General features: G+C 70.7%; 25 protein-coding genes. 13 read left to right on the top strand and 12 right to left on the bottom strand.

Annotated elements, in window-relative coordinates:
* Positions 1–6 precede the first annotated feature (6 nt).
* Positions 7–1551, bottom strand: coding sequence for a peptide ABC transporter substrate-binding protein (locus AC21LY_RS02975; RefSeq protein WP_489045412.1), 1545 nt, complete (start codon positions 1549–1551; stop codon positions 7–9).
* A gap of 306 nt (positions 1552–1857) precedes the next feature.
* Here AC21LY_RS02975 and acs point away from each other — a divergent pair, with 306 nt between their 5' ends.
* From acs to AC21LY_RS02955, 4 genes are read left to right on the top strand one after another with little or no spacing between them, the layout of a single operon-like run.
* A complete protein-coding gene (gene acs, locus AC21LY_RS02970; protein WP_489044757.1) occupies positions 1858–3804 on the top strand; it encodes an acetate--CoA ligase in 1947 nt (648 codons plus the stop codon).
* A gap of 44 nt (positions 3805–3848) precedes the next feature.
* On the top strand, positions 3849–4700 hold the full coding sequence (locus AC21LY_RS02965; protein WP_489044755.1) for an ABC transporter permease: 852 nt from the start codon (positions 3849–3851) through the stop codon (positions 4698–4700).
* The gene (locus AC21LY_RS02960; protein ID WP_489044753.1) at positions 4693–5520 is read left to right on the top strand and encodes an ABC transporter permease; all 828 of its coding nucleotides are present in this window, start codon (positions 4693–4695) and stop codon (positions 5518–5520) included. The genes AC21LY_RS02965 and AC21LY_RS02960 overlap by 8 nt, the downstream gene beginning before the upstream one ends.
* Positions 5517–6476 carry an ABC transporter ATP-binding protein gene (locus AC21LY_RS02955; RefSeq protein ID WP_489044751.1) on the top strand — a complete coding sequence of 320 codons (960 nt, stop codon included), beginning with the start codon at positions 5517–5519 and terminating at the stop codon, positions 6474–6476. Before AC21LY_RS02960 ends, AC21LY_RS02955 begins: the two co-directional genes overlap by 4 nt.
* On the opposite strand, the gene AC21LY_RS02950 is transcribed toward AC21LY_RS02955, so the two are convergent.
* Positions 6449–6973 (bottom strand): nuclear transport factor 2 family protein, encoded by a 525-nt coding sequence (locus AC21LY_RS02950; RefSeq protein ID WP_489044750.1) that lies wholly within the window; start codon positions 6971–6973, stop codon positions 6449–6451. The genes AC21LY_RS02955 and AC21LY_RS02950 overlap by 28 nt on opposite strands.
* 44 nt (positions 6974–7017) lie before the next feature.
* Here AC21LY_RS02950 and mug point away from each other — a divergent pair, with 44 nt between their 5' ends.
* Positions 7018–7599 (top strand): G/U mismatch-specific DNA glycosylase, encoded by a 582-nt coding sequence (gene mug, locus AC21LY_RS02945; protein WP_489044748.1) that lies wholly within the window; start codon positions 7018–7020, stop codon positions 7597–7599.
* On the opposite strand, the gene AC21LY_RS02940 is transcribed toward mug, so the two are convergent.
* A complete protein-coding gene (locus tag AC21LY_RS02940) occupies positions 7600–8919 on the bottom strand; it encodes an MFS transporter (RefSeq protein WP_489044746.1) in 1320 nt (439 codons plus the stop codon).
* Positions 8920–8999: 80 nt separating this feature from the next.
* Between AC21LY_RS02940 and nhaA the strand changes: the two genes are divergently transcribed.
* The 3 genes from nhaA (at position 9000) to AC21LY_RS02925 (ending at position 11815) form a co-directional block, all read left to right on the top strand.
* Entirely contained in the window at positions 9000–10214 is a 1215-nt protein-coding gene (gene nhaA, locus AC21LY_RS02935) for a Na+/H+ antiporter NhaA (protein WP_489044745.1), read from the top strand.
* A 97-nt stretch (positions 10215–10311) separates the two neighbouring features.
* Positions 10312–10824 (top strand): phage holin family protein, encoded by a 513-nt coding sequence (locus tag AC21LY_RS02930; protein ID WP_489044743.1) that lies wholly within the window; start codon positions 10312–10314, stop codon positions 10822–10824.
* A 25-nt stretch (positions 10825–10849) separates the two neighbouring features.
* Positions 10850–11815, top strand: a complete 966-nt coding sequence (locus AC21LY_RS02925) for an alpha/beta fold hydrolase (RefSeq protein WP_489044741.1) — start codon at positions 10850–10852, stop codon at positions 11813–11815.
* A gap of 10 nt (positions 11816–11825) precedes the next feature.
* On the opposite strand, the gene AC21LY_RS02920 is transcribed toward AC21LY_RS02925, so the two are convergent.
* Genes AC21LY_RS02920 through nth form a run of 4 tightly spaced genes read right to left on the bottom strand, consistent with a single transcriptional unit; the run spans position 11826 to position 15167 of the window.
* Positions 11826–13025 (bottom strand): MarP family serine protease, encoded by a 1200-nt coding sequence (locus AC21LY_RS02920; RefSeq protein WP_489044739.1) that lies wholly within the window; start codon positions 13023–13025, stop codon positions 11826–11828.
* Positions 13022–13732, bottom strand: coding sequence for an NUDIX hydrolase (locus AC21LY_RS02915; protein WP_489044737.1), 711 nt, complete (start codon positions 13730–13732; stop codon positions 13022–13024). Before AC21LY_RS02915 ends, AC21LY_RS02920 begins: the two co-directional genes overlap by 4 nt.
* Positions 13729–14400 (bottom strand): TlpA family protein disulfide reductase, encoded by a 672-nt coding sequence (locus AC21LY_RS02910; protein ID WP_489044736.1) that lies wholly within the window; start codon positions 14398–14400, stop codon positions 13729–13731. Before AC21LY_RS02910 ends, AC21LY_RS02915 begins: the two co-directional genes overlap by 4 nt.
* Complete coding sequence (nth, locus tag AC21LY_RS02905) at positions 14397–15167, bottom strand: endonuclease III (protein WP_489044734.1); 771 nt, start codon at positions 15165–15167, stop codon at positions 14397–14399. Before nth ends, AC21LY_RS02910 begins: the two co-directional genes overlap by 4 nt.
* 75 nt (positions 15168–15242) lie before the next feature.
* Here nth and AC21LY_RS02900 point away from each other — a divergent pair, with 75 nt between their 5' ends.
* Together AC21LY_RS02900 and AC21LY_RS02895 are read left to right on the top strand one after the other, a co-directional pair.
* Positions 15243–15458, top strand: coding sequence for a hypothetical protein (locus AC21LY_RS02900; RefSeq protein ID WP_489044733.1), 216 nt, complete (start codon positions 15243–15245; stop codon positions 15456–15458).
* A 240-nt stretch (positions 15459–15698) separates the two neighbouring features.
* Positions 15699–16373, top strand: coding sequence for a Crp/Fnr family transcriptional regulator (locus AC21LY_RS02895; protein ID WP_489044731.1), 675 nt, complete (start codon positions 15699–15701; stop codon positions 16371–16373).
* Positions 16374–16383: 10 nt separating this feature from the next.
* Here AC21LY_RS02895 and AC21LY_RS02890 read toward each other — a convergent pair whose 3' ends face one another.
* From AC21LY_RS02890 to sp36, 4 genes are read right to left on the bottom strand one after another with little or no spacing between them, the layout of a single operon-like run.
* Entirely contained in the window at positions 16384–17544 is a 1161-nt protein-coding gene (locus AC21LY_RS02890) for a PrpF domain-containing protein (RefSeq protein WP_489044730.1), read from the bottom strand.
* A gap of 7 nt (positions 17545–17551) precedes the next feature.
* Entirely contained in the window at positions 17552–18400 is an 849-nt protein-coding gene (locus AC21LY_RS02885) for an MBL fold metallo-hydrolase (RefSeq protein WP_489044729.1), read from the bottom strand.
* Positions 18397–18861, bottom strand: a complete 465-nt coding sequence (locus AC21LY_RS02880; protein ID WP_489044727.1) for a RidA family protein — start codon at positions 18859–18861, stop codon at positions 18397–18399. The genes AC21LY_RS02885 and AC21LY_RS02880 overlap by 4 nt, the downstream gene beginning before the upstream one ends.
* Positions 18858–19022: a Sp36 family protein gene (gene sp36 / locus AC21LY_RS02875; RefSeq protein WP_489044726.1), complete on the bottom strand. Its 165-nt coding sequence runs from the start codon at positions 19020–19022 to the stop codon at positions 18858–18860. The genes AC21LY_RS02880 and sp36 overlap by 4 nt, the downstream gene beginning before the upstream one ends.
* Before the next feature lie 183 nt (positions 19023–19205).
* Here sp36 and bagA point away from each other — a divergent pair, with 183 nt between their 5' ends.
* Together bagA and bagB are read left to right on the top strand one after the other, a co-directional pair.
* Positions 19206–20246 (top strand): ATPase BagA, encoded by a 1041-nt coding sequence (bagA, locus tag AC21LY_RS02870; protein ID WP_489044724.1) that lies wholly within the window; start codon positions 19206–19208, stop codon positions 20244–20246.
* Positions 20243–21343, top strand: a complete 1101-nt coding sequence (gene bagB, locus AC21LY_RS02865; protein ID WP_489044723.1) for an ATPase BagB — start codon at positions 20243–20245, stop codon at positions 21341–21343. The genes bagA and bagB overlap by 4 nt, the downstream gene beginning before the upstream one ends.
* A gap of 151 nt (positions 21344–21494) precedes the next feature.
* On the opposite strand, the gene AC21LY_RS02860 is transcribed toward bagB, so the two are convergent.
* The gene (locus AC21LY_RS02860; protein ID WP_489044722.1) at positions 21495–21806 is read right to left on the bottom strand and encodes a WhiB family transcriptional regulator; all 312 of its coding nucleotides are present in this window, start codon (positions 21804–21806) and stop codon (positions 21495–21497) included.
* Between the two features lie 246 nt (positions 21807–22052).
* Here AC21LY_RS02860 and AC21LY_RS02855 point away from each other — a divergent pair, with 246 nt between their 5' ends.
* Positions 22053–24578 (top strand): transglycosylase domain-containing protein, encoded by a 2526-nt coding sequence (locus AC21LY_RS02855; RefSeq protein WP_489044721.1) that lies wholly within the window; start codon positions 22053–22055, stop codon positions 24576–24578.

The raw sequence follows: 24578 nt of genomic DNA, 5'->3' as shown, positions 1-24578 counted from the left end.
GGTCCGCTACTCCTTCGAGGTGTTCTCGTAGTCGGGCACGCCGTTCCAAGCGAGCTGCGAGGTCACGCCGGCCCCTCGGGCCCCCACCGCGAGGTAGTCCCACAGCGGAACACTCGGGAGGTCGCGCAGCAGGAGGCGCTGCGCCTCGTTGGCGAGCCGGTTCGACTCCGCCGAATCGAGTGCCTGCTCGGCGCGCCTGACCCCGGCGTCGAACTCCGGGTTGCTGTAGACGGCGTCGTTCGAGCCCGCTCCGGTGACGTACTGCGGGCGCAGGAAGTTCAGCATCGACGGGTAGTCGCCCTGCCATCCCGTCCGCGCTGCGGACGTGAGCTTCTTCGCGGTCACTTCGGTGCGGATCTGCTTGAACGTGGCGTAGGCCTTGCCACTGGCCTCGATACCGAGATTGTTCTTGATCTGGTTGGTGACCGCGTCCACCCACTCCTGGTGACCGCCGTCGGTGTTGTAAGCGATCTGGAAAGTGCCGGACCACGGCCGGATCGCGTTGGCACGGGCCCAGAGCTGCTTCGCCTTCTCGGGGTCGTACTTGACCGTCTCGTTCCCGGGGATGTCGCCGTCCCACCCGGGGACGGACCGAGCGGTGAACTCGAGGGAGGGTTTGCGCGAGCCGAAGAAGACCTTGTCGATGATCAACTGCCGATCGATCGACATGGAGATCGCCTGCCGGCGCAGGCGCCCCTCCTCGTCGTAGGTGAAGTGGTCGAGGTACTCGGGGATGGAGAAGGCCTGGGTCTGCACCGTCGAGCGGGTCATCGCCCGGTCGCCCAGGACCTTCTTCGCCGACCGCAGTGCGCTCGGCGGAACCGTGTCGAGAACGTCGAGGTTGCCGGACTCCATGTCGGCGTACGCGGCGTCGAGCGTGGCGTAGAGGATGAAGGTGATCCCGCCGTTCTTCGGCTTCGGCCCCTTGTAGTCGTCGTTACGGACGAAATCGGCCTGCACGTTGTGCCGCCACTGCTTGAGCTTGTACGGGCCGTTCCCGACGGGGTTCTGGCCGAAGGCCTCCTTGCCCTCCGTGAAGAAGACGTCGGGGAGCGGCGAGAAGGGTGTGAAGCCCAGTCCCAGCTTGAAGTCGATGTTCGGCTCGGCCAGGTCGATGGTGAAGGTGTAGTCGTCGATCACCTTCAGGCCGCGCATCTGCGTGGTGGTCGCCCCCTTCTTCGCGACGTCCTCGAAGCCGTCGATCGCGGAGAAGAAGTCCTGCTGCTTCTGCAGGTTCTCGACGGCGGCGCCGAAGTTCCAGGCGCGCACGTAGTTCGACGCCTTCACGGGCGTGCCGTCGGTGAACTTCCAGTCCCGCTTGAGTTTGACGACGAAGTGCTTGTTGTCCTTCGTCTCCACCGACTCGGCGTTGGCGAGCTCGGGCGAACCGTCGGCCCGGTACTCGTACAGGCCGGAGAACAGGACGTCGACCATGCGACCGCCCATGTTCTCGTTGGAGTCGCTGGGCACGAGCCCGTTCTGCGGCTCGCCGGCGTACGCGCGGATGACGGCGTCCGGCCCGGTGCCGTAGACCCCCTTCGCCCCCTGCATGCTGCACCCGGACACCGCCAGGACGGCCGCGACCGCGACGGCGAGGATCGCCCGCGTCGTCGGCCACCGCTTACTTCGTCTTCCCACAACTACCTCCGCCGGAGTCGGCCAGTTCAGTGCACTGCACTCTAAGCGCAGCTCACTACTCTGTCCCGGCAATGCGCACCGTCGAACCTGCCCGCGTGTCCGCCACGGCACCGTCGTCCTGCGCACGGCGACCCGGCAACCCCGTGCAACCCCGCCCGCTCACCTGCCAGATTCGGGAAAGCCCTGTTCGTCTCCGAGCGCGGTCCCTACCATTGACCCATGACTGATTCCGCGACAGCCGCATACCCGCCCTCCGCTGAATTCGCAGCTCAGGCCAACACGCACGGAAGGGAACTGTACGACCGTGCCGATGCGGACCGCCTGGGATTCTGGGCGGAACAGGCCGGCCGCCTGCACTGGGACACCCCGTTCGGGGAGGTCCTGGACTGGAGCGGCGCGCCGTTCGCGAAGTGGTTCGTCGGCGGCGAGCTCAACGTCGCGTACAACTGCGTCGATCGTCACGTGGAGGCGGGCAACGGAGATCGCGTCGCGATCCACTGGGTCGGCGAGCCCGGCGACAGCCGCGATCTCACCTACGCCGACCTCAAGGACGAGGTCAGCCGCGCCGCCAACTACCTCACCTCGCTCGGCCTCGAGCCCGGGGACCGCGTGGCCATCTACATGCCGATGGTCCCCGAGGCCATCGTCGCCATGCTCGCCTGCGCGCGCCTGGGCCTGACCCACTCCGTGGTCTTCGGCGGCTTCTCGGCCGCCGCCCTGCGATCCAGGGTCGACGATGCCGAGGCCAAGGTCGTCATCACCACCGACGGCCAGTTCCGCCGCGGCAAGCCCGCACCGCTCAAGGCCAACGTCGACGAGGCGCTGGACATGGAGATCGACGGGCAGAAGGCCCAGTCGGTCCAGAAGGTCATCGTCGTGCAGCGCTGCAAGAACGACGTCGACTGGCACGCCCGCGACGTCTGGTGGCACGAGTCGGTGGGCGCGGCCTCGTCGGAGCACACCCCGCAGCCCTTCGACGCCGAGCATCCGCTGTTCCTGCTCTACACCTCCGGCACGACGGGCAAGCCCAAGGGCATCGTGCACAGCTCCGGCGGCTACCTCACCCAGGCGGCCTACACGCACTACTACCTCTTCGACCTCAAGCCGGAGAAGGACGTCTACTGGTGCACCGCCGACATCGGCTGGGTCACGGGGCACACCTACATCGTCTACGGGCCACTCGCCAACGGCGCCACCCAGATCGTCTACGAGGGCACGCCGAACTCGCCGACCGAGCACCGGCACTTCGAGATCATCGAGAAGTACGGCGTCTCCATCTACTACATCGCGCCGACCCTGGTGCGCACGTTCATGAAGTGGGGCCGCGAGATCCCCGACGCGCACGACCTGAGCTCGATCCGCGTCCTCGGCTCCGTCGGCGAGCCGATCAACCCCGAGGCCTGGCGCTGGTACCGCGACGTCATCGGCGGCGGCTCCGCACCGATCGTCGACACCTGGTGGCAGACGGAGACCGGTGCCGCGATGGTCGCGCCGCTCCCCGGCACCACCGCCCTCAAGCCCGGCTCGGCCATGGAGCCCGTGCCCGGCATCAGTGCCAACATCGTCGATGACGAGGGAAACAGCCTGCCCCGCGGCGAATCCGGGCTTCTCGTGCTCGACAAGCCGTGGCCGGCCATGCTGCGCGGCATCTGGGGCGACCCGGAGCGCTTCGTGGACACCTACTGGTCGCGCTACGCCGACCAGGGCTGGTACTTCGCGGGCGACGGTGCGCGGTACGACGAGGACGGCGCCCTCTGGGTGCTCGGCCGCGTGGACGACGTCATGAACATCTCGGGCCACCGCATCTCCACGGCCGAGGTCGAATCCGCGCTCGTCGGGCATCCTGCCGTGGCCGAGGCGGCCGTCGTCGGCGCCTCCGACGCGACCACGGGCCAGGCCATCGCCGCGTTCGTCATCCTGCGCCAGGGTGTCGACGATTCCGACCCCGGCCGGCTCATCGCCGAGATGACGGCGCAGGTCAGCAAGGACATCTCGCCGATCGCCAAGCCGCGCGAGATCAATATCGTGCCCGAGCTGCCGAAGACGCGCTCCGGCAAGATCATGCGTCGCCTGCTCCGCGACGTGGCCGAGGGCCGCGAGCTGGGCGACACGTCGACGCTGGTGGATCCGACGGTCTTCGAGAACATCCGCAAGCAGCGGAGCTGAATCACCTCGCTTCGAGCGACCGAGGGCGGTAACGTCCGGTAGCTGTGTCGTCGCCATCCGCGGCCGCAGTTCCCGGGCGTGCCGCCCTCCTCGCTGTTCTCCGCCCCTACGTCCGCCTGACGGTGGCCGGCTTCCGCCAGCAGTCGACCTACCTGAGCGCGGCGGTGGCGGGCGTGTTCACCAACGCCGTCTTCGGCTTCGTCAAGATGGCGATCCTGCTCGCGACGCTGCAGGGAGCGGGCGGCGTCGCCGGCGGCTACACGCCGCAGCTGATGGTCAGCTACATCTTCCTGTCCCAGGGCATGCTCACGGCCATCGGCGCTTTCGGGGGCGACGGTGCCCTCGCCGAGCGGATCCGCACCGGCGACATCGCGGTCGATTTCCTGCGCCCGCTGAACGTCCAGTTCGCGACGCTCGCGACGGTGCTCGGCGGCGCGATCTACTCGCTCATCCCGCGGGCCCTGCCGCTCGCGGCCATCGGCGCCGCGACCTCGATGATGGCGTGGGCGGACGAGCCGGCGGCCTACCCGCTGGCCGCCGTGAGCATCCTGCTCTCGATCGTGTTGGCGCAGGCACTGCTGTACTGCGTGCAGATCCTCGGCTTCTGGGTCGTGGACACCCGCGGGATCCAGATGTTCTACGTGGTCGTCGGCACCTTCCTCATGGGCATGTTCGTGCCGGTCGGCCTGTTCCCGCACTGGCTGGCCCGGATCGCGGAGTTCACCTCGTTCGCGTGGATCCTCATGCCGCCGTGCGACATCCTCTCGGGCCGCATCGACGTGGCCGCGGGGCTGGGCACGGTCACGGTCCAGGCGGGGTGGACGGTGGCGGTGCTCGCCCTCGGACAGCTGCTCACGGCGGCGGGCCGGCGACGCCTGGAGGTGCAGGGTGGCTGACATCGCCTCCGCGCCGCGGCCCGGACCGCTCGCGCCGTACCGCGCCGTGCTGACCTCCCGGGTACAGGCGCAGGTGAGCTACCGCGCCTCGCTGGCGATGGACCTGTTCGCCGCGCTGCTCCTCGGCCTGGTCGAGCTGGCCGAGGTGTGGCTACTGTTCCACAACGCCAAGGTCATCGGCGGGCTGTCCTTCTCGGCCGTACTGCTCGTCTTCGCGCTGGCCGACCTCTCCTTCTGCGCGGCGGACATCCTGTTCGGGCACCTCGACAAACTGCCCCGCTACGTACGGGCCGGGACCATCGACGTCTTCTATCTGCGGCCGCAGCCGATCCTGTTGCAGCTCATCACCAGCGACATCCGCATCCACCGGCTCACCCGTCCCGCGGTCAGCCTGTTCGCGCTCGGCTACGCCCTCACCCACAACGCGATCGACTGGGGTCCGGGCACCCTCGGCATGCTCGTCCTCGCGCTCGTCTGCGGGCCGATCATCTACTCCTCCGTCTTCGTGATCGCCGCCGGACTGCAGTTCGTCCTCGTCAACGGCGCGGAGTTCACCAGCTCGTTCGTCTACGGGGGCCGCTACGCCGCCTCGCAGCCGGCGTCGGTCTGGCCCGGAGCGATCAAGGTGACGTTCGGTTTCGTCCTCCCGCTGGCCTTCACGGGGTTCCTCCCCGCCCTGTACATCCTGGGCCTGCCCGGCGACGGCGTCTTCCGTCCGGAGCTGGCCTGGGCGCTGCCACTGGCCACCGTGTGGGTCGTGGTCCTGGCGGGCGCGACCTGGCGTTTCGGCCTACGGCATTACCGGGGAGCGGGCGGATGACCGAGCACATCATCGAGACGCGCGGCCTGACGCGCACGTTCGCCAAGCGCGGATGGAACGGTCGTACCAAGACGCTCACCACCGCCGTCGACCACCTGGACCTGACGATCGAGCCGGGCGAGTCCGTCGGCTACATCGGCGCCAACGGCGCGGGGAAGTCCACCACGATCAAGATGCTCATGGGCATCCTCGTGCCCACGTCGGGGACGGTGCGCACCGTCGGGCTCGATCCCCTGGCCCGGAGACGCGACGTGGCCCGGCGCGTGGGCGTCGTCTTCGGGCAGCGGTCGCAGTTGTGGTGGGACCTGCCCACCGGGCGGTCGCTGGAGATCCTCGCCGCCGTGCACCGGCTCCCCGATGCGGTGGCGAAGGAGCGGGCCGGCCGGCTCGTCGAGCAACTGGAACTGGGAGACTACCTCGATCGGCCGGTGCGACAGCTCAGCCTGGGCGAGCGGATGCGCGCCGAAGTCGCCGCGTCGCTGATGCATTCACCCGAACTGCTGATCCTCGACGAGCCCACCATCGGGCTCGATGTGCTCAGCAAGCAGCGGCTGCGCGAGTTCCTCATCGCCGAGCGCGCCGAGCGAGGCCTCACCCTGCTGCTCACCACGCACGACATGGGCGACGTGGAGCGGCTGTGCGAGCGGATCCTCGTCGTCGACCACGGGCGCACCGCCTTCGACGGCACGCTCGACGGGCTGGTCGGCACCGTCGGCGCGGCGCGCGTGCTCGTGCTCGACCTGGACTGGCCCACACCGGATCTCGAGGTCGACGGTGCGCGGCACCTCTCCAGCGAGGCCGGGGGCCTGCGCCAGCGGCTGGAGTTGTCCGCGGCCCTGCCGCAGGTGCTCGCGGCGGTCGCCGAGCGAGCGACGGTGCGCGACCTCACCGTCGAGGAACCCGACATCGAGGACGTGGTGCGGCGGCTCTACGAGCGCTCGCGCCCCAATACCTGAGCGCGCAACCGGTCCACCGGGTCGGCGCCGCCGCGCGCGGGCGGCGGCCCGGCCTCAGGCACGCCGAGCGGCCCCGTCAGGTCCTTCTCCCATCGCGTCCAGTCGGTGACCGCCCAGCGCTCGGCGATGGCCCACCGGCCGTCGCGGCGCTCGAACCGGTCCACGTAGCGCAGGCCCAGCGTCAGGTAGGCCTGCAGCTCTGCGTCCGGCGCGGACCAGTGCGTTGCGGTGCAATAGGTCTCGACCACGGCGATGTCGCCGGCGAGCTCGCACAGGTGATTGCCGACCTGGTGGTGCGTACCGCCCAGCGACTCCAGTTGCCCCCGCACCCAGGGCACGTACTCCTCGACGGGGCCGTCGAAGCCGGTGTGGTGGTCGACGGCGCCGGGGTGGTAGCAGTCGCGCACCGCCTCCGGATCGAGGCGGTCGATGCCGCGGCAGTACCGCAGCACCACGTCCTCGATCTCGCGCCGGGCCAGGAGTTCGTCGACGGTCATGGGCCCCAGTGGACCACGCGGCCGGGAACGGGTAGGCAGTATCCATGGGTTTCACCCGCGAGCAGCTGCTCGCCTACTCGGATACGACGGTGCCGGACCTGATCGGCCCCGGCTGCCGGCTGCTGTTCTCGGGTATCAACCCCGGGCTGTGGACCGCCGCGACGGGCGCGCACTTCGCCCGGCCCGGCAACCGCTTCTACCCCGCCCTCTACGCGGCGGGGATCGTGGACCACGTCATCGACGCCACCGACGGGATGAGCTTCGCGGACCGGAACAGCCTCGTGGACGCGGGGATCGGCATCACCAACGTCGCGCCGCGGGCAACCGCCAAGGCGAGCGAGCTGACGGCGGAGGAGCTGCGCGACGGCGGCGAGGCGCTGGTGGAGCGAGTGCATCGGGTCGCGCCGCGGGTCCTGGCGGTGCTGGGAATCACTGCCTATCGCACTGCTTTCCACGAACCGAAAGCGGTGCCCGGCCCGCAGGAGCGCACCATCGGCGGGACACGGGTATGGGTACTGCCGAATCCCAGCGGACTCAACGCCCACGAGACGGTCGCGAGCCTGGCGCGGGCCTATCGCAGGGCCGCCGACGCGGCGGGCGTCGGCGGGTCCCTGCGTATCGAGTGACTACACCTTGGCGAGATCGACGTCCCGGGTCTCCTTCATCACGAGCAGCGCGATGAGCGTGGAGGCGCCCGCGACGGCCAGGTAGACGCCCACCCAGCCCACGCCGTAGCTGCTCACCAGCCAGGTGGCGATGAACGGCGCGATGGCGGCACCGAGGATCGAGGCGAAGTTGTAGGACACGCCGCTGCCCGTGTACCGGACGTTGGTCGCGAACAGCTCCGGGAGCACGGCGCTCATCGGGCCGAAGGTGAGCCCCATCAGCGTCAGGCCCGCGATCAGCACCGCGAGCATCGTGCCCTGCGTGGTGGTCGCCGGATCGAGGATCCACGCGAAGGACAGGCCGTAGGCGATGATCGCCAGCGTCACGACGATCAGCACGAGACGCCGGCCGAAGCGGTCCGCAAGGTGTCCCGAGACGGCGACGAAGGCGGCGAAGAACAGCACCGCGATGAGCTGCATCTCCAGGAAGTCGATGTAGGAGATGCCCAGCTTCACCCCCGACTTGTCGACCACCTTGCCGGTGCCGTAGGAGACGATCCAGGTGGTCACCAGGTAGAAGAGCGTGTAGGTGGCCACCATGACGAAGGTGCCGATGATGAGCGGCCGCCACGCGGTGCGCAGCACCTCGCCCAGCGGCGCCTTGACCTTCTTGCCCTCCTCGACGGCCTTCGCGAAGACGGGGGTCTCGGTCAGCTTGAGCCGGACGTACAGGCCGACGATCACCATCACGGCGGAGGCGAGGAACGGAATGCGCCAGCCCCAGGTCATGAAGGCGTGGTTGGCGCCCGAGGTCTTCGAGTCGAAGTCCATCAGCTGCATGATCACCAGGAAGGTGCCGTTGGCCAGGAAGAAGCCGAAGGGCGCACCCAGCTGCGGCCACATCGCGGCCCAGGCGCGCTTGCCCGGGGCGGCGGTCTCGGTCGCCAGAAGCGCGGCGCCCGACCACTCCCCGCCGAGGCCCAGGCCCTGCGCGAAACGCATCACCGCGAGCAGCGCCGGCGCCCAGTAGCCCACCTGCTCGAACGTGGGGAGCACACCGATGAGGAAGGTCGCGATGCCCATGGTGAGCAGCGAGCCGACCAGGGTCGCCTTGCGCCCCACCCGATCCCCGAAGTGGCCGAACAGGATCGACCCCAGCGGCCGGGCCGCGAAGGCCAGGCCGAACGTGGCGAACGAGGCGAGCAGGGCCGCCGTATCGTCCCCCTTGGGGAAGAAGAGGGTGGGGAAGACCAGCACTGCTGCGGTCGCGTAGATGTAGAAGTCGAAGAACTCGATGGTGGTTCCCACCATCGAGGCGACGACGATTCGCCTGCGGTTCATGAGGCACGAGATTACGCGGGCCACGGTCCGCCGACGGCGGTGACCCGGGTCACCCGGACACCCTGCGGTACCGTCGGCCAATGAGCGACGCACCGGCCCGGTTCCCCGTCTCGCGGGCGTTGATCCGCTTCCTGCGCACCGAAACCGTCGGCGGCACGGCCCTTCTTATCGCGGCGGCGATCGCACTCGCATGGGCCAACTCCCCCTGGGCCGCGGGCTACACCCACCTCGCCGAGATCACCCTCGGCAGCGACGACTGGACGATCCTCGGCCAGCACCTGCACCTGCGGCTGTCGCTGGCAGACTGGGCCAAGGACGGGCTCCTCGCGATCTTCTTCTTCGTCGCCGGGCTCGAGCTCAAGCGCGAGCTGGTGGTCGGGGAACTCTCCACCCTGCGCGGCGCCGCCCTGCCCGTGCTGTGCGCCGTGGGCGGCGTGGTGGTGCCGGCGCTCATCGCCTTCGGCATCGCCCGTGACAACCCCTACATCGGCAGCGCGTGGGCGGTCCCCATCGCCACCGACATCGCCTTCGCGCTCGGCATCCTCTCGCTCATCGGATCGCGTCTGCCCTCGGGGGCGCGGGTCTTCCTGCTCGGGCTCGCCGTGGTGGACGACCTCATCGCCATCGCCGTGATCGCCGTCCTCTTCGCCGGCGACCTCAAGGCCGGCTGGCTCGCCGTCGCGGCCGTCGGTTGCGCGCTCTACTGGTTCGGGCAGCACCGTCGGATCACCACGCCCCTCTACTACGTTCCGATCGCGATCGTGGTGTGGGTGGCCATGCTGCAGTCCGGCGTGCACGCCACCATCGCGGGTGTCATGCTCGGCCTGCTCACCCGCGTGCGGCCCGACCGGGACGAGCACGAATCCCCCGCGGAACGGCTCGAGCACCGGATCCAGCCGGTCTCGGCGCTGATCTGCGTGCCGATCTTCGCCTTCTTCGCCTCCGGTGTCGCCGTGAACGGCGAGGTCTTCCGCGAGCTGTTCACCGACGAGCTGGCCCTGGGCATCATGATCGGCCTGTTCTTCGGCAAGATCATCGGCATTTCGGGTGCCAGCGTGGTGGCCGTGAAGTTGCGCCTCGCGGAGCGCCCCGAGGGGCTCGACAACCGGGACATCCTGGCGCTCAGCGTGCTCGGCGCCATCGGCTTCACCGTCAGCCTGCTGGTCGCGGAGCTGGCACTGCCCCCGGGCGAGGCCGATCTGGCGAAGGCCGCCGTCCTCCTCACGTCCGTGACGGCGTCCGTGGTCGGCGCACTGCTGCTGTTGCGGCGAGGGCGGGCACACCGGGCCGGGTGACGAGCCGCACGCGGCCCCGGAGGTCGACACGTCGTGGTCGCGCGGACACGCGGGGGTGACCTCTGGCACGATGACTGATAACTAGAGGAGGACGACAGTGAGCTTGGACAGCACGCCCACCGGCGGGACCCCGCGGACGCTCTCCGCGATCCCGCTCACCGATCCCAACGTGACCGCTTCGGGCGATCCCACGATCGGAAGCCTGGTGCGGGACGCATCGGCGCAGGTCTCCTCGCTGGTCCGCGCCGAGGTCGAGCTGGCCAAGGCGGAGACCATGCGGGACGTCAAGAAGGCCGCCACCGGCTCGGCCTTCTTCGCCGTGGCCGGCGTCGTCGCGCTGTACTCGTCGTTCTTCTTCTTCTTCTTCCTCGCCTGGCTGCTCAACGTCTGGCTGCCGATGTGGGCGGCGTCGCTGATCGTCTTCATCCTCATGCTGGTCGTGGCGGGCGCGGCGGCCTTCCTCGGCTATCTCAAGGTCAAGCGCATCCGCGGCCCGCAGAAGACGATCGCCTCGCTCAAGGAGTCGCAGTCGATCCTCAAGGGCGAACTCGATCCCGCGGCCGCACTCAAGCGCCCCGCGGGCGCACCGTCGACGGTCACGCGACGCTGATCCCTCGACCCCCGAGACACCACCGGTGACCAGCCCCGACCCGTCGAGCGTCCGGTTCCCCGGCCCCTGGGAGCACCTCGACGTCCGCGCCAACGGCATCCGGCTGCACGCCGTCGAGTACCGGCCAGAAGACGATCCCGCCGACGCCGACCGGCCGCTCGTGGTGATGCTGCACGGCTTCGGCGGCTTCTGGTGGAGTTGGCGGCACCTCCTGCCGCAGCTGCACGACGCCGGCTATCGGGCCGTGGCCTTCGACCTGCGGGGCTACGGCGACAGCGACAAGCCGCCGCGCGGCTACGACGGCTGGACACTGTCCGGCGACGTCGCGGGCCTGATCCGCGCGCTCGGCCACACCTCGGCGGCGCTGGTCGGCCACGGCGAGGGCGGCCTGGGCTGCTGGACCACCGCGACCCTCCACCCGCGAGTGGTCTCCGCGATCACCGTCGTCTCCTCACCGCACCCGATCGCGCTCAAGCGCTCCGCGCTGCGCAACAAGGACCAGCGCTCGGCGATGCTCGGGCCCATCACCTTCGCCCAGCTCCCGCGTCTCGCGGAGGACCGGCTCACCCGGAACGACGGTGCCGAGATCGGCGCCGTGTACGCGGCCCGCAGCGGCGCGATGTGGCGGCGGAGCGCCGACTACGTCGAGGCGACCGCGCGGTACCGCAGCGCCATCCAGATCCCGGGCACGGCCCACAGCGCGCTCGAGTACGCGCGCTGGGCCTGGCGCAGCCAGTTCCGCCCCGACGGCGCCCGGTTCCTCAGCAGCATGAACCAGCGCCTGCACATCCCCGTGCTGGCCTTCCGGGGCGAACTCGACCCGTACGTGCTCCCGCAGCCGGTGTACTCCAGCCACGACTGGGCGACGGACTACCGGGTGCGGGCGGTCGAGGACGCCGGCCACTTCGCGCACGAGGAGGCGCCCGGCACCGTCGGGCCGCAGCTCGTGGACTTCCTCGCGGGCCTGCCCGGGCCCCGCCTGCTGCCCTGAGCCGACGGTCCTAGCGGTTGACGCAGGGCCCCGTCGAGACCCCCGCGGTCGCGGTGGTCCCCGCCTTCAGCGCCGGCTCCACCTGCTTGGCGGTGAGGGCGAAGGCCGTGTCCGGATCGTCGACGGCGACACCGAAGATCACGCCGACCACGTTGCCCTCGCGGTCGAAGACCGGCCCGCCCGAGTTGCCGGGCCGCACCTGCCCGCGGAGCAGGTAGACGTCACGGCGGACCTGCGCGTCCCGGTAGATGTTGCGGCCCTCCAGGGTCTGCTCGCTGCGCACGCGCGAGGACGAGAGGGTCAGGGGACCGCCGCCCGGGTAACCGAGCACGAAGCCCGGGTCGCCCGGCTTCGCGCCGTTGAAGACGATCCGCAGCGGCTTGGCCTGCAGGCCGGGCACGTCGAGCACCGCCACGTCGGTCTGGGAGTCGAAGTAGACCACCTGCGCGCTGTACTTCTTGGCACCGTCGACGGTGACCTGCACGCTGCGGGTACCGGCGACGACGTGCGCGTTCGTGACGACGCGGCCCGGCGTGGCGACGAACCCCGAGCCCTCCAGGGCCCGGCTGCAGGACGGTGCCTGGCCGTCGATCCGGACCACCGAGGAGCGGACGCGCTGCACGGCCGGATCGGTGAAGTCCATCTTGTCCGGCGCCTCGACGCTGACCACCGGCGTGTTGACGAACGGGCCCAGTGCCTGCGGCAACCCGGAGTCGTCGATGACGGCGGAGAACTTCTGCGGCAGGCCGTCGGCGCCCACGGTCTTGGCGAACTCATTGACCGCGCCGAGCACCGCGGAACCGTTGACGGACCGGGAGATCTGCGGTGCGGCGGCCGTGGTCAGCGGGATCGCCACCAGCCAGGCGGCGACGAGCAGCGCGCCGACCTGCACCACCGCTCCCACGCCGGAGTCCACGGCCCGCAGCCCCGGACCACGGATCGAGCTGCGCACGGCGCGACCGAGCACCATGCCCGAGAGCTCGCCGATGATCACGAGTCCGACGAGCAGGCCCACGCCCAGCACCAGCCGGCCCTTGGCATCGTCGACGGAGCCCAGGATGTGCGGCGCGAGCAGGACGCCGGCGGCGGCGCCGAGCACGACGCCGATGAAGGCGAGCACCGAGGCCGCCGCCCCCTGCCGGTAGCCGGAGATCGCCGCGAGCAGCATCAGGACGACGACCACGACGTCGACCCAGGTCGAACCCGTCATCGCGTACTCTCCTGCCAGTTCTCGGCGCGGGCGGCGGCCGCCCGTACCTCGTCGGTGAGCGGCCGCACGTCGTCGGTGTTCCAGGGTCGTTCCCAGCCCGCGGCGCCGATCAGCGCGTTCATCAGCCCGCCGGTGAAACCCCAGACCAGCATCGGTCCGGCGGCGAAGGCCGGCCCGCGGTAGAAGGACTTGCGCACCATGAACCGGTGCGCGGGGTCGATCAGCTCGGCGAGCGGCACCCGCCGCACCAGCGCGGTCTCGCCGGGGTCGACGGCCCGCACGTCGGACGGGCGGGCCGCGAAACCGATCACGGGGACCACCCGGAAGCCGGAGACGGGGACCTCGATCGGGTCCAGCTCGGCCAGCACCTCGACGGAGTCCGGGTCCAGGCCCGTCTCCTCCCAGGCCTCGCGCAGGGCGACGGCGACGTCGTCCGCGTCCTCGGGATCGCGGGCGCCGCCCGGGAACGCCACCTGCCCCGCGTGCTGCCGCATCGCCGAGGCCCGCTGGGTGAGCAGCACCGTCGCGTCCGCGGGCGGAACGGGCCCGGCGGCCGCCGGGTCACCGTCGAAGAGGATCAACACCGCGGCGCGGCGCGGATTGCGGACACGCTGCAGCGCCGCGACCGCACCGCCGCGTTCCCGCAGTTCCTCGGCGATATCGCCGAGGTTGCCGAGCAGCGGGTCGAGCCACCGCGGGGCGCTCACAGGGCGACCCCGAGCTCGCTGCGCAGCAGCGCGGCTACATCGTCGACGGAGGTGAAGGGTTGGGCGTGCACACCGGCCACAGTGCCATCGGAACGCAACAGAACGGTCACGGGGTACGCCCGCGGCGCGCCGAGCGCCGTGGCGACCGCGCTCTGCGGGTCCTGCACGGTCGGCAGCGCGACCTTCAGCTCGGCCAGCAGATCCAGGCCGGCGACGGCGTTCGGGTCGGCGTGGACCCCGAGCACGGTGAGCCTGTCACCCGCCCGGGCCGCGACCTCGGCGAGCACGGGCAGCTCGACGCGGCACGGCCCGCACCACCACGCCCAGACGTTGAGCAGGACCGGCCGGTTCCCCGCGGCCGCGAGGTCCACCGGCGCACCGTCGCCGAGACAGGTCAGGGACTTCCCGGCGAGCGCGGTCGCGCCGATGCCCGCGGGGCAGGGCGGCAGGGCCGCTTTCGCGCGCGCGGCCGCCAGCTGGCCGGGGCTCGTGCTGGTCGACGGTGCCGCCGGCGCCGGGGACGGCGCACCGTCGTCCCCGCGAGGCCAGATGGCGACCACCAGGGCGACCGCGACGATCACGCAGACGAGGAGCCACCGCACGCGCGCGGGGATCCGGCTGCGCTCGCCGGGCAGGAGCGGCGCGGGCTCGTGCTCCGTCCCGGTCACGGGGCCACCTCCGGCCGCGCCCGGCGCCGGCGCGGCGGCGGGGGTGCGATCTCGAGCAGGTGCTCACGCTCGGGTCCCTTGACCAGTTCGGCGGCCTCGACGGGGTCGACCGGGCCGGTACCGAAGGAGGGGCAGTCCTTGGCGAGCACGCAGACGCCGCATGCGGGCTTGCGGGCATGGCAGACCCGGCGGCCGTGGAAGATCACCCGGTGGCTGAGCAGGGTCCACTCCTTCCGGGGGATCAGCTCGCCGACGGCGTGCTCGATCTTCACCGGGTCCTTCTCCTGCGTCCACTCCCAGCGGTGCACGAGCCGGGTGAAGTGGGTGTCCACGGTGATGCCGGGGACGTCGAAGGCGTTGCCGAGGATCACGTTCGCGGTCTTGCGGCCGAAGCCCGGCAGCGTCACCAGCTCCTTCATGGTGCGCGGCACCTCGCCGTCGAAGCGGTCCACGAGGGCCTGGCCGAGCCCCATGATCGACGTGGCCTTATTGCGGTAGAAGCCCGTCGACCGGATGTACTCCTCCAGCTCCGCGCGGTTCGCGCCGGCGTAGTCGGCGGCGGTCCGATACCGGGCGAACAACGCCGGTGTGACTTGATTCACGCGCACGTCGGTGCACTGCGCGGACAGGATCGTCGCCACCGACAGCTCCAGCGGATCGGTGAAGTCGAGTTCGCAGTACACGTGGGGGAAAGCGGCGGCGAGTGTCCGATTCATCCGCCGGGCACGGCGCACCAGTCCGAGGTGGGTTTCCGGCTCCGGGGGCATGGGAATCGATTCTAACGACGCCGCCGTACCTCGTTCGTTGCCGTATCGAGACCTTGGCTGTGTTTACTGTCCGGCATGCAAGGATTGCTCGGGTTGCTGTTCCCGGTGGTGCTGATGCTGTTCGCGTTGGCCATGGAACGTATCGAGACGCGCGTGACGGCGGAGCCCGCCGCGCCCCCCTCGACCGGCGAGGACGAGGCGCCGGACGTCGAGACCCTGGCCCGGATCGGGCTGCCGAAGGCCGTGGACAGCCTCGACCTCGACGGTGGCACGGAGCGCCGCGCCAGCTGATCTGCCGGCTCCGGCCGACCCGGGCGCCGCGTCGATCGGGCTCCGGACGACGGCCGTGACCGCAGCCGTTCGCGATGGGCCCGGAACGTCGCCGCACCTTTCGATATGCGAACGGGTAGTCTTTCCCAGAGGTGTCTGTGCGATTTCCCACATCCGCGCGGACCCCTGCATAAAATCACACTTCAGGTCGCGGCGAGCTCCGCCGGCGACGGATCGTCGATCAAAGGAACGAGGTACCCCGTGGACGAGGTCCTGGCGCGGGCCGGCATTTTTCAGGGTGTCGAGCCGAGCGCTGTCGATGCGCTCACCAAGGATCTGCACGAGGTCGACTACCCCCGTGGTCACGTCATCTTCAACGAGGGCGAGCCCGGCGACCGGCTGTACATCATCATGTCCGGCAAGGTGAAGCTCGGCCGGCGCTCACCGGACGGCCGCGAGAACCTGCTGTCCGTGATGGGCCCGTCGGACATGTTCGGTGAGATGTCGATCTTCGATCCGGGTCCGCGCACGTCGAGCGCCACCTGCATCACCGAGGTCCGCGCGATGACGATGGATCGCGAGGCCCTGCGCGCGTGGATCCGCGATCGTCCGGAGATCGCGGAGCAGCTGCTGCGCGTCCTGGCCCGCCGCCTGCGGCGCACCAACAACAACCTGGCGGACCTCATCTTCACCGACGTGCCAGGTCGCGTGGCCAAGCAGCTGCTGCAGCTCGCGCAGCGCTTCGGCACGCATGAGAACGGTGCGCTCCGGGTCACGCACGACCTCACCCAGGAGGAGATCGCGCAGCTCGTGGGCGCGTCCCGCGAGACCGTGAACAAGGCCCTCGCCGACTTCGCGCACCGCGGCTGGCTGCGCCTCGAGGGCAAGTCCGTGGTGATCACCGACTCGGAGCGCCTGGCCCGCCGCGCACGGTAGCCGCGTCACGTCACCCCGCGATCCCGGTTCCGGGATCGGGAACGGCGACCTGACCGCGCATGAGCGGCCGCGCGGTCCGCAGCAGTGACGCGCTCACGGCGTGCGGCGCGCCCGGGCCGGGCTTCACGACGGCGCGCGCGGTGACGATGCCCGACGGCGTGCCGATCCGCACGTCCCCCTCACCCGCGTCCGCGTCCGCGGCCGCCTCGGCGACCAGCGAGCCCGGCAGCCGCGCGGCGACCGCCACGGCCAGTGCCGCGGTGCCGGGGATCGCCCGGTGCGTCTGCGCCATCGAGATCACCCGCACGACCACATTCGTCGTGGCCGCGGGCACCGCGACCCCGCCGATCGTGGAAAAGTCCCTCGGCGGCGCCACGATCGCGACCTTGGGCACCGCCAGGGGCGCGTCCTCCGGCCGGCCTGCCAGCCCCATCGCGACGGCTCCCGCACGGCGCAGCTCGTCCAGCAGCGCCTGCACGCCGGTGTCGGCATCGAGCTCGTCGGGCGTCTCGGCGCCGGTCACGCCGATCTGAGAGGCGGCAACGAAGACCATCGGGGTCGCGGCATCCACCAGGGACGCCGAGTACTCGCGCCCCGCAGCCCGCAGCGTCGAGCGCACGGCACCGTCGTCGGGCAGCAGTGCTCCGGTGCGCGCCCCGCCCGGCTCCAGATATTCGAGTTCGATGGGTGCGCCCGTCCCGGAGACGCCGGGAAGGGCGAACGTGCCCTCGGTGACGGCGAGACCGCCGTCGACGGACAGCCGGACCCGGATCACCGTCTCGGTGTTGGTGTTGTGCACGACGACGGTGCGGTCACCGTCGTCGAGCGCGAGCAGCCCCGCCTCGAGCGCGTACGGGACCACGGCGGCGGAGAGATTGCCGCAGTTCCCGGAGTAGTCCATCACCGGCTCGCGGATCGCGGCCTGCCCGAAGGTGTAATCGAGGTCGACGTCCGGCCGGCCGGAGACCCGCACGGCCACGACCTTGGACAGCGACGACAGTCCACCGCCCATGCCGTCCAACTGGCGCCCGTACTCGTCCGGCGAGCCGAGCGCGCGCAGGAACAGTCCGTCACGCGTGGGGCCCGGCGGCGGCAGATCGCTCTCGCGGAAGAACAGCCCCTTGCTGGTGCCTCCCCGGAGGAAGACGGCGTCGATCCAGCGCAGCGCCACGACCGGGTCAGCCGTGCTCGGCGAGGTACTGCAGCTGGACCTTCACCGACATCCGGGCCGCCGGCCAGGCTTTCTTGTCCACATCGCGATAGACGTGCTTGACCACCTTCATCGGCTTGGCCTCGGCGGCGCTCACCCCGAGTTCGGCGAGCGCGTCGCGGACCTGCTGCAGCCGGTCCTGACGGTGCGCGGCGTACGCCGCGACGACGGGGGCCGCATCGGGCAGGTCCGGGCCGTGCCCGGGCAGCAGGACGCGGCCGCCGGCCACCGTCGACAGGGCCTCCAGCGAGCCGAGGTAGTCGGCGAGAGTCCCGTCCGTGGCGTCGAGGACGGTGGTGCCGCGGCCGAGGAGGGTGTCGCCCGAGACCAGCCCCCCGGGCCCGCCGTCGGAGCCGTCGGCACCGTCGACCAGGAAGCTCAGCGAGTCGGCCGTGTGGCCCGGCGTGTGCAGCACCTCGATCCGCAGCCCCGCGGCCTCGATCACCTCGCCGCCGGCCAGCGGCGTCGCGGCGTTGATGCAGTACTTCGGCGAGAACGCGCGGACGGGGCTGCGGGTGAGCTCCGCCCACCGTTTCAGTCCACCGGTGTGATCGGCGTGGCGGTGCGTCACGAGGGTCAGCGCGACGGTGCCGGCGGCCTTGGCCACCCGCTTGAGGTGCTTCTTGTCCTTGGGGCCGGGGTCGACGACCACGGCCTCCTCGCGCCCGGGGGCGCGCAGGATCCAGGTGTTGGTGCCCTCGAGGGTCATCACCGAGGGGTTGTCGCAGAGCAGCACCGCCGCGGAGGGGGTGACCTGCCGCAGCTTCCCCGGCAGCGGGTGGCGCGGGGCGGATTCCTCGGCGGGCTCGCGGGTCATACCTGGACCGTGAGTTCGACCTCGACGGGCGCGCCGAGCGGCAGCTCCGCGACGCCGACGGCGGAGCGTACGTGCACGCCGGCGTCCCCGAAGACCTCGCCGAGCAGCAGCGACGCACCGTTGAGCACCTGCGCCTGGTTGGAGAAGCCGGGCGCCGACGCCACGAACCCGGTGACCTTGACGACCCGCTTGACGGCGTCGATGCCCACGAGCGAGTGCACGGCGGCCAGCGCGTTCAGCGCGCACTGCCGGGCCGCGGCGACGGCGGTCTCCACGTCGACCACGCCCTCCGCGTTCTCACTGACCTTGCCCTGGGCGACGAGCTCGCCGTCGCGCATCGGCAGCTGGCCCGAGGTGTGGACGAGGTCGCCGATCTGCGTGGCGGGGACGTACGCGGCCAGCGGCGGCACGACCTCGGGAAGGACGATGCCCAGCTCAGCGAGCCGCTCGGAGGCGGTCATGCCGTCGGCCGCTTCATGTAGGCCACGTGCTGCTCGCCGGTGGGCCCCGGCAGCACCGTGACCAGCTCCCACCCGTCGGAGCCCCAGGTGTCGAGGATCTGCTTGGTGGCGTGCGTCAGCAGCGGGATGGTGGCGTACTCCCAGGTGGTCTTGTCGCTCATGCCATCACCCTATCCACCCCGGAGGCAGCGCGACAGGCGCGATCCGCCGAACGGCGGCGGCAGTCGGGGACGAGGCCCGTGGGACGGGACCGGAGCCCACGGGAACGTGTTCTCGGTCGCATTGGCGGGGAAGGTTCACGTTAACGGCCCGGTCGTGCGCGGGGGTACGGATATGCTCCGGGCGTGGTGGTGAGTGAGGCGAGCCCCGGCGGGGTCGCGCAGGACGCGGGAACGGCCTGGCCCGACGGGCTCCGGGAGTCCCGGCTGCACTTCGTGTCCGGCAAGGGCGGCACCGGCAAGTCGACGGTGGCCGCCGCGCTGGCTCTGGCGCTCGCCTCCCGCGGCAAGAAGGTGCTCCTCATCGAGGTCGAGGGGCGCGGCGGCATCGCCCCGACCTTCGAGGTGGGCGAACTGCCCCCGACCGAGACGTTGATCGCTTCGGCCGACGGCGGCGGCCAGGTGCACGCGCTGTCGATGGACGTGGAGGCCACGTTCCTCGACTACCTCAAGACGAACTACGGCATGGGACTGGCCGCGCGGGCGCTCAAGTCGATCGGCGCGATCGAGTTCGCCACGACCCTGGCACCGGGCCTGAAGGACATCCTGATCACCGGGAAGATCATGGAGTGCACCCAGCGCCGGGGCAAGGACGGGCGCTACGCGTACGGGGCCATCGTCGTGGACGCCCCGCCCACGGGGCGGATCGGCAAGTTCCTCGACGTGACCCGGGCGATGAAGGAGATCGCGAAGGCCGGGCCGATCGCGGGTCAGGCCGACCGCGTGGTGCGCCTGCTGCACTCCCCCGACACCGTCGTCCACCTGGTCACCCTGCTCGAATCGCTGCCGATCCAGGAGACCGCGGAGGCGGTGCGGGAGTTGCGCGCCCTGGACCTGAGGGTGGGCGCGGTGATCGTCAACCGCGCTCTACCGCAGCTGCTCTCGGACGACGAGCTGAGCGCCGCCGCGGAGGGGACGATCGACGGTCCCTCGGTGCGTGCCGCGCTCGACGGTGCCGGGCTGCCGCTCTCCGACGAGGATCTCGCGGGGCTGCTCACCGAGACGATCCAGTTCGCGCGCACGGTGCGCGGGCAGGACGAGGCGCGCGAGGACCTGAACGCCGTCGACGTGCCCGGGCGGTTGGAACTGCCGTTGCTCACGGGCGGCGTGGATCTGCGCGGCGTGTACGAGCTGTCGGGCGCACTGATCGAGGCGGGGGTCCGATGATCGACCTGAAGCTGGGTCCGCAACTGCTCGACCCGGGAACCCGGGTGGTGGTGTGCTGCGGCAGCGGCGGCGTGGGCAAGACCACGACGGCGGCGGCAATGGCGCTGTGGGCCGCCGAGCACGGGCGCCGGGTCGTGGTGCTGACGATCGACCCCGCGCGCCGGCTCGCCCAGGCACTGGGCGTGGCGGACCTGACGAACGAGCCGCAGGAGGTGACCGTCGCCGGCGGCGGAACGCTGCACGCGATGATGCTCGACATGAAGCGGACCTTCGACGAGATGGTCACGTCGAACGCGGATCCCGCCCGCGCGCAGGAGATCCTGGCGAACCCCTTCTACCAGACGGTGGCCTCGTCGTTCTCCGGCACGCAGGAGTACATGGCGATGGAGAAGCTGGGCCAGCTCACCGCCGACGACCGCTGGGACCTGGTGGTGGTGGACACGCCGCCGTCGCGCAACGCGCTGGACTTCCTCGACGCCCCGAAGCGCTTCGGCTCCATGCTGGACTCGCGGCTGATGCGGCTGATCGCCGGCCCGACCCGCGGCCTCGGCCGCATGGTCTCCGGCGGCATGGGCCTGGCACTGAAGCTCGTCTCCACCATCGTGGGCAGCCAGATGCTCTCGGACGCTTCGGGGTTCGTCTCGCAGATGGACACCCTGATCGGCGGCTTCCAGGAGCGGGCGGATCGCACCTACGCCCTGCTGGCGCAGCCGAGCACCCGCTTCGTGGTGGTCGCCTCCCCCGAGGAGGACACGCTCCGCGAGGCCACCTACTTCGTGGAACGGCTCGCCGGTGAGTCGATGCCGCTGGCCGGGCTCATCGTCAACCGCACGCATCCGAGCCTCGCCGCGATCGGCGCGGAGCAGGCCCGCGAGGCAGCGGCACGGCTCGGGGCCGACGGTGCCGCGCCCGCCGCCGAGGGGTTGCTGCGGGTGCACGCATGGCGTGCCGGGATCGCGGCGCAGGAGGTGCACGTCCTCAGCGCGTTCGTCGGACGGTGCCCGACGGTGCCGGTGGTCGGCGTTCCGTCGCTCCCGTTCGAGGTCTCGAACCTGGAGGCGCTGCAGGCGGTGGCCGAGCAGATCGTCGGCTCCTAGCCGGCGCTGTCTCCATGGCGGCTGCGCGGGGCGGGCGGGCGAGTCCGGTCCCGTCGGCCCATCGGCCGAAAACTATAGCTGGACAAACGAAAGGGCCCCGCACCGTCGAACGGTACGAGGCCCCGAGTGGGCTCCCGGGCGGGAGCGGGGATCAGCCCGCGACGCGCTTGCGGTCGCGCTGGGCCTCGAAGAAGACGCGCCAGCTGGTGACCTCGGGGTGCTGGCGGAGGAGGGCGCGGCGCTGACGCTCGGTCATACCGCCCCAGACGCCGAACTCCACGCGGCTGTCGAGGGCGTCGGCGCCGCACTCGAGCTGGACGGGGCAGTGCCGGCAGATGGTCGCGACCTTGCGCTGGGCCGCGCCGCGAACGAACAGCTCATCGGGGTCGACATCACGACACTTGGCCTTGGAGACCCAAACGAGTCGATCCTCGTCGTCGACCAGAACCCGAGCACTTGTCATCTGACTTCCCCTTTCGCGTGGTGCGGCACGGACCCGGTGCCAGCCCCTTGCCTGTGGTCTACGGGGGCCGATCGAGGTGCTCGCCACATCGTCTGCAATAGTGTTACCTGAATCACACGACGGAAACAAGTCAGGGACCGAGGGATATCGCACAGTGGTCCAAGAATTCCAGTACGCCTGTACCGATCGCCTGGTCGGCGCGTCGGGAGCCCGGTTCCCGACGGTTCGGCACGTATCCTGGTGACCGTGTCGAAACCCGGAGTGATCGCCAAGCTGGCCGGCTGCATCCTGCTGGCCGGACTGCTGGTCGCCGGTGTCCTGTTCCCCTACATCGGCGGGCTGGGCCTGATCTCCAACCGCGCCGCGGACACCGTCGACAACATCAGCTCCGAGCTGCTCGAGGGCCAGGTCCCCGAGGTCACCACGGTGACGGACTCGACCGGCGCCCCGATCGCCTACCTCTACGACCAGCGCCGCGTGCAGGTGCCGTTCGACCAGATCTCGCCCGACATGGTGCGCTCGATCATCTCCATCGAGGACAAGCGCTACATGGAGCACGACGGCGTCGACTACCAGGGCACGCTCCGCGCCTTCGTCAAGAACCAGTCCGCCGGCGAGGTGCAGCAGGGCGCGTCCACGCTCGATCAGCAGTACATCAAGAACTATCAGTTGCTCGTCCTCGCGAAGTCCGACGCGGACCGACGCGCGGCCGTCGCCACCACCGCCGCCCGCAAGCTGCGCGAGGTGCGGATGGCGCTGACCCTCGAGCGCACCCTCACCGAACGCGCGAAACAGGAGCACGGGGTCGACGACGCCCGGGCGAAGGTGATCGCCAAGGAGCAGATCCTGGCGCGGTACCTCAACCTCGTTCCCTTCGGTAACGGCGCCTACGGCATCGAGGTCGCCGCGCAGACCTACTTCGGCAAGCGCGCCTCGCAGCTCAACATCCAGGAGTCGGCGATGCTCGCCGGGATGGTGCAGTCGAGCTCCTCGCTCAATCCGTACACCAACCCCCAGCGCGTGCTGGACCGCCGCAACACTGTGCTGGACACGCTCATCACCAACTTCCCGGACAAGGCGAACGAGTACCGCGCGGCGAAGAACACCCCGCTCGGCGTGCTGCCCCGGCCCAACACCCTGCCCGGCGGCTGCATCGCCGCGGTCGCCAACCGCGGCTACTTCTGCGACTACGTCCTGCAGTATCTCTCCGAGGCCGGCCTCTCCAAGGACACGGTGATGCGGGGCGGCTACACGATCCGCACCACGCTCGACCCCCGGGTGCAGGACTCGGTGCAGGCCGCCCTGAACGCCACCGCGAGCCCGACGCTCTCCAACGTCGCGCAGGTCATGAACGTGATCAAGCCGGGCACGACCTCGCACGACATCGTCGCCATGAACTCTTCGCGCGTCTACGGACTCAACGTGGACAAGCGCGAGACCGTCCAGCCCGAGCCCTTCGCCCAGGTGGGCGACGGTGCCGGCTCGACCTTCAAGATCTTCACCGTCGCCGCCGCGATGGAGAAGGGTATGGGCCTGGACACCACCGTGAACGTGCCGTCGACGGTCTCGGTCAAGGGGATGGGCCACGGCGGCTACGCCGGCTGCCCGGCCGACTCCTACTGCGTGAAGAACGCGGGGGCGTACCCGGCGTCGATGTCGCTCACCCAGGCCCTGGCGACCTCCCCGAACACCCCCTTCATCAAGCTGATCGAGCAGGTCGGCGTGAGCCCGGTGGTCGACATGGCGGTCAAGCTGGGCCTGCGCTCGTACACCCAGCCGGGTAGCTCGGGCTTCGGCAACGACAGCCTGGCCGATATGTTCAAGAAGCAGAACCTGGCCTCGTTCACGCTCGGCCCCACGGCGGTGAGCGCGCTCGAGCTGACCAACGTGGCCGCGACGCTCGCGTCCGGCGGCGTCTGGTGCCCGGCGAACCCGGTGCAGTCGATCACCCAGCCCAAGCGCAACAGCGACGGCGTCCAGACCGTGGGCGCCGACGGGAAGCCCGAGACCACGCCGGTGCCCTACAAGTCGGAGAAGTGCGAGCAGGTGATCGAGAAGGGGCTCGCGGAGACCCTGGCGAACGCCCTCAGCGCCGACGACCGCGGCGCCGGCACCTCGGCCGCGGCCGCCTCGCGCGCGGGGTGGACGCTGCCGCTGTCGGGCAAGACGGGGACCACGGAGACCTTCCGCTCGTCCGCCTTCCTCGGGTACACCAACCAGTACGCGGGTGCCAGCTACGTCTACAACGACGGCAACTCCCCCGGCCCGATCTGCACCAGCCCGCTGCGCCCGTGCGGTTCCGGCAACGTCTACGGCGGCAACGAGCCGGCCACGGCCTGGTACACCGCGCTCAAGCCCGTCTCCACGATCTACGGCCCGGTCTCCCTGCCGCCGGTCGACCCGAAGTACAAGGACGGCTTCGGCCCCGGCAAGATCCCGAACGTCATCGGGCTCAACGAGGCCGCGGCCCGTGCACGCGTCCAGCAGGCCGGGTTCAAGACCACGGTCGCGTACGTCAACAACTCCGCCCCGAACGGCACCGTCGTCTCGACGTCACCGTCGGGCTTCACGCAGCCCGGCTCCACGGTCACGCTGAACCTGTCGAACGGCATCGCTCCCGCCCCGGCGAATCCGTCGCTGCCGGGCGTCCAGACGGGGCCCGGCGGCACGACGATCACGATCCCCGGGTTCGGGCAGTTCACCATCCCCGGCGCGGGCGGCCAGGGCGGCGGCCCGGTGCAGACCCCGGCGCCGGAACCTCCGGGGAACTGA

This window comes from Tsukamurella sp. II2bb (assembly GCF_057815145.1).
This window is presented reverse-complemented; position numbering and strand designations above follow the sequence as displayed.

What these genes read in the sequence shown, in the direction of transcription:
- AC21LY_RS02975 (WP_489045412.1), bottom strand. Translation starts at nt 1,551, where the DNA reads ATGCAGGGGGCGAAGGGGGTCTACGGCACCGGGCCGGACGCCGTCATC.
- acs (WP_489044757.1), top strand. Translation starts at nt 1,858, where the DNA reads ATGACTGATTCCGCGACAGCCGCATACCCGCCCTCCGCTGAATTCGCA.
- AC21LY_RS02955 (WP_489044751.1), top strand. Translation starts at nt 5,517, where the DNA reads ATGACCGAGCACATCATCGAGACGCGCGGCCTGACGCGCACGTTCGCC.
- AC21LY_RS02950 (WP_489044750.1), bottom strand. Translation starts at nt 6,973, where the DNA reads ATGACCGTCGACGAACTCCTGGCCCGGCGCGAGATCGAGGACGTGGTG.
- mug (WP_489044748.1), top strand. Translation starts at nt 7,018, where the DNA reads ATGGGTTTCACCCGCGAGCAGCTGCTCGCCTACTCGGATACGACGGTG.
- AC21LY_RS02940 (WP_489044746.1), bottom strand. Translation starts at nt 8,919, where the DNA reads ATGAACCGCAGGCGAATCGTCGTCGCCTCGATGGTGGGAACCACCATC.
- nhaA (WP_489044745.1), top strand. Translation starts at nt 9,000, where the DNA reads ATGAGCGACGCACCGGCCCGGTTCCCCGTCTCGCGGGCGTTGATCCGC.
- AC21LY_RS02920 (WP_489044739.1), bottom strand. Translation starts at nt 13,025, where the DNA reads ATGACGGGTTCGACCTGGGTCGACGTCGTGGTCGTCGTCCTGATGCTG.
- nth (WP_489044734.1), bottom strand. Translation starts at nt 15,167, where the DNA reads ATGCCCCCGGAGCCGGAAACCCACCTCGGACTGGTGCGCCGTGCCCGG.
- AC21LY_RS02900 (WP_489044733.1), top strand. Translation starts at nt 15,243, where the DNA reads ATGCAAGGATTGCTCGGGTTGCTGTTCCCGGTGGTGCTGATGCTGTTC.
- AC21LY_RS02885 (WP_489044729.1), bottom strand. Translation starts at nt 18,400, where the DNA reads ATGACCCGCGAGCCCGCCGAGGAATCCGCCCCGCGCCACCCGCTGCCG.
- AC21LY_RS02880 (WP_489044727.1), bottom strand. Translation starts at nt 18,861, where the DNA reads ATGACCGCCTCCGAGCGGCTCGCTGAGCTGGGCATCGTCCTTCCCGAG.
- sp36 (WP_489044726.1), bottom strand. Translation starts at nt 19,022, where the DNA reads ATGAGCGACAAGACCACCTGGGAGTACGCCACCATCCCGCTGCTGACG.
- bagB (WP_489044723.1), top strand. Translation starts at nt 20,243, where the DNA reads ATGATCGACCTGAAGCTGGGTCCGCAACTGCTCGACCCGGGAACCCGG.
- AC21LY_RS02860 (WP_489044722.1), bottom strand. Translation starts at nt 21,806, where the DNA reads ATGACAAGTGCTCGGGTTCTGGTCGACGACGAGGATCGACTCGTTTGG.